The 15,400-nt window shown below is 70.6% G+C and carries 10 protein-coding genes and 2 pseudogenes; 7 read left to right on the forward strand and 5 right to left on the reverse strand.

Annotation, left to right across the window (positions count from 1 at the left end; translation table 11 throughout):
- Positions 1-34 precede the first annotated feature (34 nt).
- From ACIRD8_RS15255 to ACIRD8_RS15275, 5 genes and pseudogenes are all read left to right on the forward strand, one after another.
- Positions 35-247, forward strand: coding sequence for a hypothetical protein (locus ACIRD8_RS15255; RefSeq protein ID WP_129266937.1), 213 nt, complete (start codon positions 35-37; stop codon positions 245-247).
- 122 nt (positions 248-369) lie between these two features.
- Positions 370-1,293 carry a LysR substrate-binding domain-containing protein gene (locus ACIRD8_RS15260; protein WP_403990566.1) on the forward strand — a complete coding sequence of 308 codons (924 nt, stop codon included), beginning with the start codon at positions 370-372 and terminating at the stop codon, positions 1,291-1,293.
- Positions 1,294-1,352: 59 nt separating this feature from the next.
- Positions 1,353-2,498 carry an allantoicase gene (gene alc, locus ACIRD8_RS15265; protein ID WP_403990570.1) on the forward strand — a complete coding sequence of 382 codons (1,146 nt, stop codon included), beginning with the start codon at positions 1,353-1,355 and terminating at the stop codon, positions 2,496-2,498.
- Between the two features lie 160 nt (positions 2,499-2,658).
- Positions 2,659-3,036: pseudogene (locus ACIRD8_RS15270) on the forward strand (VOC family protein); the annotation flags it as partial.
- 54 nt (positions 3,037-3,090) lie between these two features.
- Positions 3,091-3,504, forward strand: a pseudogene (locus ACIRD8_RS15275) (nuclear transport factor 2 family protein); the annotation flags it as partial.
- Between the two features lie 52 nt (positions 3,505-3,556).
- Here ACIRD8_RS15275 and pepN (ACIRD8_RS15280) read toward each other — a convergent pair.
- On the reverse strand, positions 3,557-6,133 hold the full coding sequence (gene pepN, locus ACIRD8_RS15280; protein WP_403990573.1) for an aminopeptidase N: 2,577 nt from the start codon (positions 6,131-6,133) through the stop codon (positions 3,557-3,559).
- A 152-nt stretch (positions 6,134-6,285) separates the two neighbouring features.
- Here pepN (ACIRD8_RS15280) and ACIRD8_RS15285 point away from each other — a divergent pair, with 152 nt between their 5' ends.
- Both ACIRD8_RS15285 and ACIRD8_RS15290 read left to right on the forward strand, forming a co-directional pair.
- Positions 6,286-6,516, forward strand: coding sequence for a ribbon-helix-helix domain-containing protein (locus ACIRD8_RS15285; RefSeq protein ID WP_033299349.1), 231 nt, complete (start codon positions 6,286-6,288; stop codon positions 6,514-6,516).
- Positions 6,503-6,850, forward strand: coding sequence for a type II toxin-antitoxin system PemK/MazF family toxin (locus ACIRD8_RS15290; RefSeq protein ID WP_403990576.1), 348 nt, complete (start codon positions 6,503-6,505; stop codon positions 6,848-6,850). The genes ACIRD8_RS15285 and ACIRD8_RS15290 overlap by 14 nt, the downstream gene beginning before the upstream one ends.
- A gap of 70 nt (positions 6,851-6,920) precedes the next feature.
- Here ACIRD8_RS15290 and ACIRD8_RS15295 read toward each other — a convergent pair whose 3' ends face one another.
- From ACIRD8_RS15295 to pepN (ACIRD8_RS15310), 4 genes are all read right to left on the reverse strand, one after another.
- Entirely contained in the window at positions 6,921-7,949 is a 1,029-nt protein-coding gene (locus tag ACIRD8_RS15295; protein WP_403990579.1) for an aspartate-semialdehyde dehydrogenase, read from the reverse strand.
- Between the two features lie 184 nt (positions 7,950-8,133).
- Positions 8,134-11,442: a S8 family serine peptidase gene (locus ACIRD8_RS15300; protein ID WP_403990582.1), complete on the reverse strand. Its 3,309-nt coding sequence runs from the start codon at positions 11,440-11,442 to the stop codon at positions 8,134-8,136.
- A gap of 143 nt (positions 11,443-11,585) precedes the next feature.
- A complete protein-coding gene (locus tag ACIRD8_RS15305) occupies positions 11,586-12,593 on the reverse strand; it encodes a hypothetical protein (RefSeq protein WP_403990585.1) in 1,008 nt (335 codons plus the stop codon).
- A gap of 171 nt (positions 12,594-12,764) precedes the next feature.
- Complete coding sequence (gene pepN, locus ACIRD8_RS15310; RefSeq protein WP_403990588.1) at positions 12,765-15,353, reverse strand: aminopeptidase N; 2,589 nt, start codon at positions 15,351-15,353, stop codon at positions 12,765-12,767.
- Positions 15,354-15,400 lie beyond the last annotated feature (47 nt).

Below are 15,400 nucleotides of genomic sequence, written 5' to 3' on the forward strand. Positions count from 1 at the left end.
TCGCTACGTTTGCACCGTGGACAAGAAGAACGCTATGCGCGCCGGCGCCGTCGCGGCCGGTACGACGCTGATGATGCTGCTCATGTCGTCCCCCGCGCTCGCGCTGACCCGCGACGACGGTGACGACCCGGGCCCGGGTCTGAACGTGCTGGAGACCCTCGGCCTCTACGTCGCGACACCGATCGTCCTGTTCCTGGTCATCGCCGGACTCGTCATGGTCCTCGACAAGTCCAAGAAGCAGGCATAGGGCCTCTCGTTCGGATCAGGCCTGATCCGAACGAAAGACCCTGGAGCCTTCTCCGGGTGCGCCGCCGGTACGACGTACCGCGCGGCGCACCGGCATGTCCGGGCTCCGGGTAGGTTTCGGCCATGACCGAGTGGGACGTCAAGAAGCTCCGCATCCTGCGCACCCTGCGCGACCGGGGCACGGTCACCGCCACGGCCGAGGCCCTGCTCATGACCCCGTCGGCCGTCTCGCAGCAGCTCACCAACCTCGCCAGGCAGCTCGGCGTACCGCTGCTGGAGGCGCAGGGCCGCCGCGTCCGGCTCACCGACGCCGCGCACCTCGTACTGCGCCACGCCGAGGCGGTCTTCGCCCAGCTGGAGCGGGCCGACGCCGAACTGACCGGCTATCTGCGGGGCGAGGCGGGCCTGGTGCGGGTCGGCGCCTTCTCGACCGCCGTGCCCGCGCTCGTCGTACCGGCCGTGGAGCTCCTGGCCGCCGGTGACCGGCCCGGGCCCCAGGTGCGCGTACGGGAGGCGGAGGCGGCCCAGGCCTACGAGCTGCTGTCGGCCGGTGAGGTGGACCTGGCGCTCTCCCTGGCGGCGCACGCCCCGACGGCCCGCGACCCCCGCTTCACCCTGCTGCCGCTGCTGGCCGACCCGCTGGACGTGGCCCTGCCAGCCGGCCATCCGCTGGCCGAGGCGCCCGCGCTGCGGCTGGCGGACCTCTCCGGGGAGCCCTGGATCTTCGGCGGGTCCGGCCCGTGGTCGGAGATCACCACCGCGGCCTGCGAGGCCGCCGGGTTCGTCCCCGAACAGGCCCACAGCGCCGCCGGCTGGACCGCGATCCTGGCCATGGTGCGGGCGGGCATGGGCGTCGCTCTGATCCCCCGCATGGTCTCGGCCTCCGACCGGCCGCGCGACGGCGTGCAGATGCGCGTACTGGAGGAGGATCGGCCGCACCGCCATGTCGTCGCGGCGGTACGGCAGGGCGCCGAGCGCGGGCCGGCGGTGGCGCGGGTGCTGACGGCGCTGGAGCGGGCGGCGGGCCGGATCGTTCAGCAGAACTGAAAGAACCGTACGAAAAGTTTCGATGGACCTGATCGGTGGTGCGGCGGCACAGTGGGGACATGCCCACCGACAAGATCCAGACGGAGCCCTCATCCACCGACCCGCACGCCAACGACGCGGCCCCCTACGGCGGCGGTGACCCCTACGCCGACTACCGGGCGGGCGACTTCCCCTTCACCGAACTGGTCGACCTCGCGGACCGCCGCCTCGGCGCGGGCGTGATCGCGGCGAACGACGAGTTCTTCGCCGAGCGCGAGAACCTCCTGATCCGCGAACCCGCCGTCTTCGACCCCGAGCGCTTCGGACACAAGGGCAAGATCATGGACGGCTGGGAGACCCGCCGCCGCCGGGGCACGGACGCCGAGCACCCCTTCCCCGCACCCGAGGACCACGACTGGGTGATCGTCCGGCTGGGCACGCCCGGGATCATCCGGGGCATCGTCGTCGACACCGCCCACTTCCGCGGCAACTACCCGCAGCGCGTCTCCGTCCAGGCGACGTCCGTGGAAGGCGCCCCCGGGCCGGAGGAGCTCCTCGCCGACGACGTTAAGTGGGAGGAGCTCGTCCCGCCGACCCCCGTACGCGGCCACGCCGCCAACGGCTTCGAGGTCACCGGCGGCCGCCGCTACACCCACCTGCGGATCTGCCAGCACCCCGACGGCGGCATCGCCCGCCTCCGCGTCCACGGCGAGGTCGTCCCCGACCCGGCCTGGCTCGCGGCGCTCGGCACGATCGACCTGATCTCGATCCTCAACGGCGGCATGTACGAGGACGCCTCGGACCGCTTCTACTCCTCGCCGGCCCAGATCATCCTGCCCGGCACCTCCCGCAAGATGGACGACGGCTGGGAGAACCGCCGCCGCCGGGTCCGCGACACGAACGACTGGGTGCGCTTCCGGCTGCCCGCGCAGGGCGCGGTGCGCGCGGTCGAGATCGACACCGCCTACCTCAAGGGCAACGCGGCCGGCTGGATCGGCCTCCAGGGCCGCGACGGCGAGAGCGGCGAATGGTTCGAGATCCTGCCCCGCACCCGGCTCCAGCCCGACACCCCGCACCGCTTCGTCCTGGACACCGAGGCCGTGGTCACCCACGTACGCCTGGACGCCTACCCCGACGGGGGCGTGGCCCGGATGCGCCTGCACGGCTCCCTGACGGAGGCGGGCACGGCCGAACTGGCCCGCCGCTACGAGCAGTCCAGGGGCTGACACCCCCGGGCGCCCACAACTCCCGCCCGGCGGACGGCTGCGCACCAGGCGCCCGCCCGCCGGGCGGTTCTCATTCGGGCAGCGGCGCGAGGGTGTGGCGGGAGAGGATGTGAGGAACGAGCGGGAACCGACGGCGTGAACACCGAAAGGGCGGCCCATGCTGCGCGTCAAGGCCTTCGACCATCTGGTGCTCAACGTGAGGGACGTCGAGCGGGCGCTGGAGTTCTACTGCGGGCCGCTCGGCCTGGAGCCGGTACGGGTGGACGAGTGGCGCTCAGGCAAGGCCCCGTTCCCCTCGGTCCGGGTCAGCCCGACCACCATCATCGATCTCCTCAGCGGCCCCCGCGGCGAGTCCAACGTGGACCACATCTGCCTGGTCGTCGAACCGCTGGACTGGCAGCAGGTCATCGACTCGGGAGTCTTCACCGTGCTGGACGGCCCGGGGGAGCGCTTCGGCGCCCGGGGCCGGGCGCAGTCGGTCTACGTACAGGATCCGGACGGCAACACCGTCGAACTGCGCTGGTATCCGCAGGACGCGGAGGAGCGCCCGGCGGGGGAACCGCTCGCGCGGGAGGTCCGGGAACACGCGGACCGCGCTTCCGTCGTCGACGTGGCCACCGCGTACGCCACCGCGCTGGACACCAGGGACTGGGAAGGGCTCCGGAATCTGTTCACCGACGACGTGTTCTGGGAACACAGCGCGTCGGGCCGGGCCGTCTCCGGGGCGGCGGCCGTCGTACGCGAGATCAGTGCGAGCGTGCGGCCCCTGGACGCCACCCAGCACCTGCTCGGCAACCATGTCGTCACGATCGACGGTGACGAGGCGGAACACACCTGCTACTTCCAGGCCCAGCACGTCCGGGCCGGAATCCCCGGCGGCGAGAAGTTCCTCGGGGCAGGCCGTTACGAGGACCGGCTGCGCCGCACCCCGGACGGCTGGCGCATCGTGCGCCGCGTGCTGACCAGCGTGTGGAGCGAAGGCAACCCCGGCGTCTTCGGGCGATGACCAGGAAGGGGGCGCCCCCTGACGGAGACGCCCCCTCGCCGTGCCGGGTCCGTTACGCGGTGGCCGCCGCCGCGTCCGCCGCCTGGGCCTTCAGCGCGCGCTCCACGCCCGCCCGCGACTCCGACATCAGCCGGCGCAGCGCGGCACTCGGCTGCGCCGAGGCCAGCCAGGCGTCCGTGGCGTCCAGGGTCTCCTGCGAGACCTGGAGCGACGGGTACAGGCCGACCGCGATCTGCTGGGCCATCTCGTGGCTCCGCGAGTCCCAGACGTCCTTGACCGCCGCGAAGTACTTCTCCGCGTACGGAGCCAGCAGCTCACGCTGGTCGGTCTGCACGAAGCCGCCGATGACCGACTCCTGCAGCGAGTTCGGCAGCTTGTCCGACTCGACGACCGACGCCCACGCCTCGGCCTTCGCGTCCTCGGAGGGCTGGGCGGCGCGTGCGGACGCCGCGTGGCGCTCACCCGCGGCCGTCCTGTCGCGCTCGTACTCCGCGCCGATCTCCTCCTCGTCGATGAGGCCCGTCGCGGCGAGGCGCTGCACGAACGCCCAGCGCAGCTCCGTGTCGACGGCCAGGCCCTCGATCTCCTGGGTGCCGTCCAGCAGCGACTGCAGCACGTCCAGGTGGAGCGGGCTGCGCGCCGTCGCGGCGAAGGCGCGGGCCCACGCCAGCTGGTGGTCGCCGGCCGGCTCCGCCGCGCGCAGGTGCGCCAGCGTCGCCTCGGTCCACTGGTTCAGACCCGCCTCACGCCACTCCGGGGCGGCGTAGAGGTCCAGGGCCAGCTTCACCTGGCGGTGCAGCGACTGCACGACGCCGATGTCCGTCTCCTTGCTGATCCCGGAGAGGACCAGCGCCAGGTAGTCGCGCGTCGCCAGCTCGCCGTCGCGCGTCATGTCCCAGGCCGAGGCCCAGCTCAGGGCGCGGGGCAGCGACTCGGTGAAGTCACCCAGGTGCGCGGTGACGACCCGCAGCGACTCCTCGTCGAGGCGGACCTTGGCGTACGACAGGTCGTCGTCGTTGAGCAGGACGACCGCCGGGCGCGGGGTGCCGGCCGGGAACGGCACGGTGGTGCGCTCCCCGTCGACGTCCAGCTCGATCCGGTCCGTGCGCACCAGCTTCCCGGCCGCGTCGAGGTCGTAGCAGCCGATGGCGATCCGGTGCGGCCGCAGCGTCGGCTCGCCCTTCGCCCCGGCGGGGAGCGCGGGGGCCTCCTGCAGCACGGTGAACGAGGTGACGTGACCGTTCCCGTCGGTCTCGATCTCCGGGCGCAGGATGTTGATCCCGGCCGTCTCCAGCCACGCCTTCGACCAGGTCTTCAGGTCGCGGCCGGAGGTCTCCTCCAACGCGCCCAGCAGGTCCGACAGGCGCGTGTTGCCGAAGGCGTGCGCCTTGAAGTAGGCCTGCACGCCCTGGAAGAACGCGTCCTTGCCGACGTACGCCACGAGCTGCTTCAGGACCGAGGCGCCCTTCGCGTACGTGATCCCGTCGAAGTTCACCAGGACGTCGTCGAGGTCCTGGATGTCCGCCATGATCGGGTGCGTCGACGGCAGCTGGTCCTGCCGGTACGCCCAGGTCTTCATGGAGTTGGCGAACGTGGTCCAGGAGTGCGGCCACTTCGAGCCCTCCGCGTCGGCCTGGCACGCGATGGAGGTGTACGTCGCGAACGACTCGTTCAGCCAGAGGTCGTTCCACCACTCCATGGTGACCAGGTCGCCGAACCACATGTGGGCCAGCTCGTGGAGGATCGTCTCGGCGCGCGTCTCGTAGGCCGCGTCGGTGACCTTCGAACGGAACACGTACTGGTCGCGGATGGTGACCGCGCCCGCGTTCTCCATCGCCCCGGCGTTGAACTCGGGGACGAAGAGCTGGTCGTACTTGGCGAAGGGGTACGCGTAGTCGAACTTCTCCTGGAACCAGTCGAAGCCCTGCCGCGTGACGTCGAAGATCTCGTCCGCGTCGAGGTACTCGGCGAGCGACGGCCGGCAGTAGATGCCGAGCGGCACGGACTGGCCGTCCTTCTCGTAACTGCTGTGCACCGCGTGGTACGGACCGGCGATCAGGGCCGTGATGTACGTGGAGATGCGCGGTGTCGGCTCGAACGACCAGACATCGCCCTCGGGCTCGGGCGTCGGCGAGTTGGAGATCACCGTCCAGCCGGACGGTGCCTTCACGGTGAACCGGAAGGTCGCCTTGAGGTCGGGCTGCTCGAAGCTCGCGAACACCCGGCGCGCGTCCGGGACCTCGAACTGGGTGTAGAGGTAGGCCTGCTCGTCGACCGGGTCGACGAACCGGTGCAGGCCCTCACCGGTGTTGGTGTACGAGCAGTCGGCGACGACCTTCAGCTCGTTGGCGCCGGCCCGGAGGTGCTTCAGCGCGATCCGGGAATCCCGGAAGACGGCGGCGATGTCCAGGTCCTTGCCGTTCAGCACGATGTCGTGCACCGCGGGGGCGACCAGGTCGATGAAGGTCTCCGCACCGGCTTCGGCGGAGTCGAAGCGCACGGTGGTGACGGACCTGTAGGTGCCGCCCTCCTGTGCGCCGGAGAGGTCGAGATCGATCTCGTACGCGTCCACGGTCAGCAGGCGCGCCCGCTCCTGTGCCTCTTCGCGGGTCAGATTCGTGCCAGGCACGCGGTCATCTCCTTGATATGCGATGTTTCCGGTCATCCTTCCACGCGGGGTGGTCCCAGCGCGATGTCCGTTTTCCGCTCGACCGGTGGCGGTGCGACGAGGGTGACGCCGACGGGTAGCTGCACTGTTCCTACCTTGGTAGGATGGGTGGCATGAAGATCAGTGTGAGCTTGCCGCAGGAGGATGTCGCCTTCGTCGACGAGTACGCCGCGAAGACCGAGGCGGACTCCCGGTCGGCGGTGATACACGCCGCCATCGAGGCTTTGCGCGCCTCCAACCTGGAGGCCGACTACGAGGCGGCCTTCGCGGAATGGGACGCGAGCGAGGACGCCGCCTTCTGGGACCGGTTCTCCGGCGATGGGCTGACCGATGAAGCGCGGTGAGATCTACCTGGTGGAATACGAACCGGTACGAGGCAGCGAGGCCAACAGGGCCCGTCCCTCGGTGATCGTCTCGAACGACGGTGCGAACGCTGTGGTGGACCGAACCGGGCGGGGCGTGGTCACGGTGGTGCCGCTGACCTCCAACACCTCCCGGGTCTATCCCTTCCAGGTGCTCCTGCACGCGGACGAGTCCGGTCTGCCCAAGGACTCCAAAGTGCAGTGCGAGCAAGTGCGTGCCATGGCTCAGGAGCGATTCCTCCGACGCGTCGGCGCCGTCCCCCGGCAGCGCATGGCCGAGATCGACACAGCCCTGCGCAGGCACCTCGCGCTCTGAGGGCGGAAGAGACGCGAAGGGGCGGCCACCGGATCCCGGTGACCGCCCCTTCGCGTGCGTGGGGAGGGCGTCAGTCCTTCAGCTCCGCCGCCACCAGCTCCGCGATCTGGACCGCGTTCAGCGCGGCGCCCTTGCGCAGGTTGTCGTTGGAGACGAACAGCGCCAGACCGTGCTCGACGGTCTCGTCGACGCGGATGCGGCCCACGTAGGAAGCGTCCTTGCCGGCCGCCTGGAGCGGGGTCGGGATCTCGGAGAGCTCGACGCCCTCGGCGTCCTTCAGCAGCTCGTAGGCGCGCTCGACGCTGATGGGCCGGGCGAAACGGGCGTTGATCTGGAGCGAGTGGCCCGAGAAGACCGGGACCCGGACGCAGGTGCCGGACACCTTGAGCTCCGGGATCTCCAGGATCTTGCGGGACTCGTTGCGGAGCTTCTGCTCCTCGTCGGTCTCGAAGGAACCGTCGTCGACGATCGAACCGGCGAGCGGCAGCACGTTGAAGGCGATCGGGCGCTTGTAGACGGCCGGCTCGGGGAAGTCGACCGCGTCGCCGTCGTGCGTCAGCTTGTCCGCGTCGGCGACGACCTTGGACGCCTGGCCGTGCAGCTCCGCGACACCGGCGACACCCGAGCCGGACACCGCCTGGTAGGTCGCGACGGTCAGCGCGTCGAGCTGCGCCTCCTGGTGCAGCGGGCGCAGCACGGGCATGGCGGCCATCGTGGTGCAGTTCGGGTTGGCGATGATGCCCTTGGGGCGGTTCGCGATCGCGTGCGCGTTGACCTCGGAGACCACCAGCGGGACCTCGGGGTCCTTGCGCCAGGCGGAGGAGTTGTCGATCACGACGGCGCCCTGCGAGGCGACCTTCTCGGCCAGCGCCTTCGAGGTCGCGCCACCGGCGGAGAACAGCACGATGTCCAGACCGGTGTAGTCCGCCGTGGAGGCGTCCTCGACCGTGATGTCCGTGCCCTCGTACGTGATGGTGGAGCCCGCGGAACGCGCGGAGGCGAAGAGCCGCAGCTCGGCGACGGGGAACTTCCGCTCGGCCAGGATCCTGCGCATGACTGTGCCGACCTGACCGGTGGCGCCGACGATTCCGACCTTCACTGGAACTCCCTCACAGATGCGAACGGGCACGGTTGCCGGTCCATGATGCGTATGTCCACGGCTTCCTTGTCCAATCCATTGTCCGGCAGGCGGACGGACCGCGCACAGAGCTGTGGGGCGGGAGCCCTTGAGAGCCCCCGCCCCACAGTCGTGCGGTGTCGTACGGATCACACCGTCGCTACGGCTACGGCGCGACCTTCTCGATCACGACGCTGCCGGTGCCGGCCGCGGTGCCGCGGGCGTTCACCAGCTGGACCTCGCCGAAGAACTGCCGGCCCTCGGGAGCCGCTCCGGCGACCACGACCTCGGCGCCGACCTGGGCGGACGCGCCGTTGGCCAGCTTCACGGCCTTGGACTCGTCGACCTTGATCTCACCGAGCGACGGTGCGTAGTACACGTCGCGGTAGTCGTACTCGGTGGTCCCCGCCGGGACCGAGTAGCCGTCGATGACGACGGTGTACGTGCCGGCCGCCGGGTTCACCAGGCTGACCGACTCCTCCGAGCCCGCCGTCGTCGAGGCACCGACCTCGGTGTCGCCCTTGTAGACGTACAGGTCGATGTCGGCGTTGGCGTCCGAGGTGTTGCCCACGGCGATGTCGAGCTTCTCGACACCCGCGCCGATGGTGACCTCCTTGACGTACTCGCCACCCGTCGAGATCGACGGACGCTCGACGTCGGCCGAGCCCAGCGAGCCGCCCTTCAGGGAGCCCTCCAGGTCACCGGCGTTGTTGGTGACCTTCCAGTCCACCGCGGCCGGGGTGCCGATCTTGGCCTCGGGGATGGTCTGCACCGCCGGGTCGAAGGAGGCGCCCAGCAGCGAGACATCCAGCTTGTACGGGTTGTCCAGCAGCGGCGACGTACGGCGGGACTCGACCTCGATCTCCCAGACGCCCGGCTGCGGCGCCTTGTAGGAGCGCGTGTCCGGACGGCAGGTGTTGGCCGGGTTCTCGTAGTTCGGGTAGCAGTAGATCGTCGAGCTGTCCTCCACCGCGACCCCGTAGGGGTGGATGGAGATGAACCGTGTCTGGCTGCCCGAGCGCAGGGCGCTCAGCGCGACCTCGAGGGTCTCGGCACCCGCCGGCACGTTCACGAAGTACGACGTGGTGCCGTTGCGCTGCACCGAGCCGGTCGTCGAGAACGCGTAACCCGGCTTCACCAGGTCCTTGGCGACGACCACGGTGGAGAGGATCTGCTGGTCCACGCCGCTGGTCTTCGCGTCGTCCACCTGCAGGATCGCGCTGTGGACGCCCGCCGTGCGGGGCTTCGCCTGGACCTTGACGGTCACCGGCTTGCCGAGCGGCAGCGAGACGGTGCTCGAACCGGTCAGCGTGAAGGTGCCGTCGTTGTTCTTCCAGGACAGCTTGTGCTTGACGGCCTTGTCCGGACCCGTGGTGCGGGTGACGGTGACGTCGTACGACTTCTTCTGGCCGGCCTTCAGGCCGCCCTCACGGTCGTACAGGCCGGTGCCGAAGCCCGGGTCCTTCAGCGCGAAGTCGATCGCGGTGTCGACCGGGGCCTTCACCGTGTACTCGTGCGCCGGGGTGCCCTGCTTCTCGATCTGCTTCCAGGCGCCGACGATGTTGATCAGACCGGAACCCTGGGCGTGCGCGGGCACGCCGTCGATGTGGGTGGCGGTGCTGGTCAGCGCGGTTCGCAGGTCGGCCGGGGGCAGCTCGATGTGCTTCTGCTTCGCGGCGGACAGCAGCAGCGCCGTCGCGCCGGCGGCCTGCGGCGAGGACATCGAGGTGCCCTGCAGCATGGAGTAGCCGGCGGGGAGCGAGTAGCCCGCCTCCTTGACCGGACCGCCGGGGAACCAGGTCTGCGTGGTGTTGATCGACGCGCCCGGTGCCGTCAGCGTCGGCGTGAAGCCGCCGTCCTCACGCGGACCGCGCGAGGAGAAGGGCAGCATGTCGTACTTCTTGGTGACGTTCGAGCCGTAGTTGGCGGCCCAGGTCTCCTTGGAGATCGACGCGCCCACCGAGATGACGTGGTCGGCGAGGCCGGGGTCACCGATGGTGTTCACACCCGGGCCCTCGTTGCCGGCCGAGATGACCAGCTGGACGCCGTAGATGTCGATGAGGCGCTTGTAGAGCTCGGCGCGCGCATTGTTGCCGTCGTTGAGCGGCGGCAGGCCGCCGATCGACATGTTGACGACGTCGACGCCGCGGTTGACGACGAGGTCGATCATGCCCTCGGTCAGCGCGATGTTGGTGCAGCCGCCGGACCAGGTGCAGGCGCGCGAGGAGACGATCTTGGCGCCGGGCGCCGCGCCGTTCATCTTGCCGCCGAACAGGCCGTTGGCCGCGGTGATGCCCGCGACGTGGGTGCCGTGCTCGCTCTCGATGACGCCGATGTTGACGTAGTCGGCCTTCGAGCCCGCCGCGTTGTAGACGACGTCCTTGCGGGTCTCGACGACGAACGGGATGCGCTCGACGATCTGCGTCGCCGGGTTGTCCGTGCCGAAGTAGCCGACCTGCTGCTTCTCCTTGTACGGCTTCAGCACGGCGTCGTTGCGGAAGTCCGCGTCGTTGTTCAGGTCGACGCGGACGGCGCCGGCGACCGGGTCGTAGAGCACGGCCCAGACGTCGGTGGTGTCGCCGTCCCGGTTGAGGTCCCCGGCCATGTCGCCACCCTTGGTGGCGGCCTCGGAGAACAGCTGGATCTTGTAGGACCCCTCCGGCGCGGAGTAGGTGCGGCCGCCGATGGTGAACGTCGGGCCGGCCACGGAGGCCGTCATCCGCAGCCAGGTGCCGTCGCCGTCGTTGACCGGGTCGGTCGCCGTCACCCAGTCGACGATCTTGCGCTCGCCGGTGGTGGTCTTCTGCAGCGCGGGGTGGCCGAGGTCGACACCGGAGTCCAGGACGCCGATGGTGATCCCGCGGCCGTCGGCCTTCGGGTGCTGCTTCACGAAGTCGACCGCGCCCGTCTCGAAGGACGGGTTGTACGGGTTCTTCGCGGGGGTGTTCTTGCCCGGCGCCGCGTAACTGCCCGTGGCCTTCGGCTGCTTCGCCCCGGCGGCCCGGTCGCCCGCGGGCGTCGGGTCGTCCAGCTTGATCTCCTGCTTGAGATCGATGCCCTGGACGGAGGAGAGCTTCTGCGCCGCCTTGATGGTGGCCTCGGCGGTCGCTGTCGGCACGGTCGCCCGGACGTAGCCGAGCTTGTCGTACGTCTGCCCCAGCACGGACCCCTTGACGGCGTCCAGCTGTTCGGCGACCTTCTCGGTCGCGCCGGGCGTGGTGGCGACCATCATCGTGATGTTCTTCTCGCCCTTGGCCTCGGCCTTCGCCAGCACATCGGCGTCGGCCTCGCCCAGCTTGTCGCCGTTCGTGCTCGAGGCGGCGGGCTTCACGGGGGAAGCCGCCGGGTCGTCGGCGGCGAGGACCGGGGCGGCGCCGGAGGCGGCCAGAGCGGCCGCCAGACCGGCTGCGGCAGCTATGCGTGCCGCGCGTCTCGCCCCGGGTATGGAGCTGGGGGATTCCTTGGTCATCAGCATCCCTGTTGGTGAAAGAAAGAGAGAGTCCGGAATTCGGTACCGGATGACCGCTCAGCCTTTCGTAAATGACAGGTGTTTGTGGAGAGTTGATGAGGACAAGAAAGCGACATGGCGTAGATCCGCCACCGGTGCCATTGCGCCAGTCACCGGGGCAGGACCACCACGTACGCTGCCGGTTCGCGGTCCTCGGCCGCCATCATCGCCGTACGCAGCACCACCGACAGCTGTGCCGTCGAGTCCCGCAGCTGCTTCGGCGTCACCCGCACCACCGTCACCCCGAGCCGTTCCAGATGTCCCCGCTCCGCGGCGTAGGAGACGTGCTCCTCCCGGGGTGAGCGGGCGCCCAGTTCGAGCGCGACCGCCTGCTCCGGCCAGTACGCGTCCACCCCTCCCAGGAAGCTGCCGCCCGGCAGGGACAGCTCCACGTTCCACAGCGGCTGGGGCAGACCGTGGGTGCGCACCATCTCGTACAGCCGGCCCTCCGCCATCGCCCGCCCCTCGACGAGCAGCGCGTCCACGGCGTCCACCACGTGCGCGCGGCCCAGCAGCTTGGCCGCGCTCAGCTCCCGTACGACGGAAGCCGGTTCGCAGTGCCCGCCGCGCACCGCCTCCGTCAGGATCCTGCGCACCGTCGAGGCGTCCGCGAGCGAGGCCACCGCGTCGGCGAGCGCCCGCTCCACCGGGGCCAGCGGCACCCCCAGCCGGCGCTGCGGCCGGGGCAGGACGGCGGCCCGGGTCACCTGGACGAACCGGGTGGAGCGCAGCCGCCTGGTGCGCGGTACGAGCACGTCGATCCGGTGCAGCGCGATCACCGGGGGCGCCGAGGCGAATCCGTACAGGGCCAGTGCCGCCAGGCCCGTGACCATGGCCTCGCCGTAGCCGTGCCCCGACTGGGCCGGCACGGTCCGGCGGGAGCCGGCCGGGGGCCGGCCCGCGTAGAGAAGGGCGCCGCGCACCCGGTCGTCGTTCGTGGGCGCTCCCGGGTTCAGGAGGTACACGCCGGGGAGCAGTTGCTGCCACGGACCGCCGGGCATGCACTGGGCCGCGGTCTGCGCGGCGGACACGCCCTGGGCGCGCAACTGGGTGGACGACTGCACGCGGTGGGTCAGTTCGTGGACGGGGCGCGGGGACAGCGGGGTGTTCTGGGTCATGCCGGGGAGGTTCCCGCAGGCACGCGGCGCGATAACCCGTGTTACACGTCCGTCGACATTCCAGGACGACACCGTCCTAAAGTACGACAGTTCGAATGCCGAAAAGGGTGGTCGCGACGGGGATTGTGCGGCGCACGCCCCGCACGCGTGTGCGGGGCGCGCGCCGGATTCTCACGCCGCCGCGTCGCGCTCCTGACCCCGCAGCACCCGTGCCAGATCGTCCCGCGCCTCCAGGACGAGCCGCCGGAGCGCCGGTGCCGCGTCGGGGTGCGAGGTCAGCCACGCGTCCGTCGCGGTGAGGGTCGCGGGGTCGTCCTGCAGCCCCGGGAAGAGGCCCTTGACCACGTCCATGCCGATCTGGATGGACCGCTCGGCCCAGACCCGCTCGATCGCCTCGAAGTACGAGGCCGTGTACGGCGCCAGCAGCTCGCGCTGCGAGGGCTGCTCGAAGCCCGCGATCGTCGCCCCGACGAGCGCGTTGGACAGCTTGTCCGACTCCACGGCCGCCGCCCACGCCTGCGCCTTGACGGCAGCCGACGGGCGTGAGGCCAGGCACCGCACGTGGTGCCGCTTGCCGGACGCCGTGTCGTCCCGGTCCAGTTCGGCGTCGACGGCCTCCTCGCCGGCCCTGCCGTGCGAGGCCAGCGGCGACAGGAACGCCCACCGCAGCTCCTGGTCGACGTCCAGGCCGTCGATCACGGCCGAACCGTCGAGCAGCTCGCCCAGCAGCTGGAAGTCCGCGTCCGACGCCGCGACGGCGGCGAAGAACCGGGCCCAGGTCAGCTGGTGCTGGCTGCCCGGCTCCGCGCGCCGCAGCTCCGCCAGCGCGCCCTCGGCCAGCGCCCGGCCGCCCTCCTCGCGCCAGGCCGGCGCGGCGTAGTGCACCAGCGCCGACTGCGCCCAGGCGTGCAGCATCTGGAGGACACCGATGTCGCTCTCCCCGCCGGCGTGCGCCAGCACCAGCGAGACGAACTCACGGGCCGGCAGCAGCGCGTCCCGGGTGAGGTTCCACAGGGCGGACCAGCACAGCGCCCGCGCCAGGGGGTCGGTGATGTCACCCAGGTGCGCGCGCAGGGTCGCCAGGGACCCCTCGTCGAAGCGGACCTTGCAGTACGTGAGGTCGTCGTCGTTGACCAGGACCAGGTCGGGCTTCTCGGCCCCCGTCAGCTCCGCGACCACGGTGCGCACACCGGCGACATCGGTCTCCGCGCGGGCGTACCGCACCAGCGCGCCGTCCGGGGAGAGCCGGTACAGGCCGACCGCGACCCGGTGCGGCCGCAGCTCCGGATGGGAGGCGGCGGCCTCCTGGGTCACGGAGAGCTCCGCGATCCGGCCCTCGCCGTCGTACGTCACGGCCGGCGTCAGGACGTTGACCCCCGCCGTCTGCAGCCACGCGCGCGACCAGGTCGTCATGTCGCGCCCGGACGTCTCGGCCAGCACCGAGAGCAGGTCGCCCAGCTGGGTGTTGCCGTAGGCGTGCTGCTTGAAGTAGCGGCGCGCGCCCTCCAGGAAGGCGTCCCGTCCCACGTACGCCACGAGCTGCTTGAGCACCGAGGCGCCCTTGGCGTACGTGATGCCGTCGAAGTTCAGCTTGGCGTCCTCCAGGTCACGGATGTCGGCCGTGATCGGGTGCGTGGACGGCAGCTGGTCGGCGCGGTAGGCCCAGGCCTTGCGGTTGTTGGCGAAGGTGGTCCAGCCGTTGGTGAAGCGGGTCGCCTCCACCATCGAGAACGTCCCCATGAAGTCGGCGAAGGACTCCTTCAGCCACAGGTCGTCCCACCACTGCATGGTGACCAGGTCGCCGAACCACATGTGCGCCATCTCGTGCAGGATGACGTTGGCGCGGCGCTCGTAGGAGGCCGAGGTGACCTTCCCGCGGTAGATGTACTCCTCGCGGAAGGTGACGAGGCCCGGGTTCTCCATCGCCCCGAGGTTGTACTCCGGCACGAACGCCTGGTCGTACTTCCCGAAGGGGTACGGGTAGTCGAAGTTGTCGTGGAAGAAGTCCAGGCCCTGCTTGGTGATCAGGAAGACGTCGTCGGCGTCGAAGTAGCGCGCGAGCCCCTTGCGGCACATCGCGCCGAGCGGGACCTCCAGCTTCGAACCGTCGTCGAACGTACGGGTGTAGAGGTCGCTGACGTAGTGGTACGGGCCCGCGACGACCACCGTGATGTACGTCGAGATCGGCAGCGTCTCCGCGAACCGGTGGACCTCGCCCTCCTGCGGCTCCTCCGCGCCGTTGGACCAGACGCGCCAGCCCTCGGGCGCCGTCACCTCGAAGCGGTAGGGCGCTTTGAGGTCGGGCTGCTCGAAGTTGGCGAAGACCCGGCGGGCGTCGGCCGGCTCGTACTGCGTGTAGAGGTAGACCTCGCCGTCCTCCGGGTCGACGAAGCGGTGCATGCCCTCGCCGGTCCTGCTGTAGGCGCACCGCGCGTCGACCACCAGGACGTTCTCGCCCTCGGCGAGGTCGTCCAGCGCGATCCGGGTGCCGTCGAAGACGGCCGTGGGGTCCAGGTCCTTGCCGTTCAGCGTCACCGCGTCCACGGCCGGGGCCAGCAGATCGGCGAAGGTCGAGGCCCCCGCGCGGGCGGCGCGGAAGCGGATCGTGGTCTGCGAGCGGAAGGTGCGCGGACCGGCCTCGTCGCCCCCGTCGGGCTCACCGACGGCGGAACGCAGGTCGAGGGCGACCTCGTAACCGTCGACGGTCAGCAGCTCGGCCCTCTCGCGGGCCTCGTCGCGGGACAGGTTCTCACCGGGCACGGAGCACTCCTTTGTGTCTCGTTCTAAGACTTTTGATCCTCCCATGC

The organism is Streptomyces sp. NPDC102451, from assembly GCF_044765485.1.
In the GTDB taxonomy this organism is placed as follows: domain Bacteria; phylum Actinomycetota; class Actinomycetes; order Streptomycetales; family Streptomycetaceae; genus Streptomyces.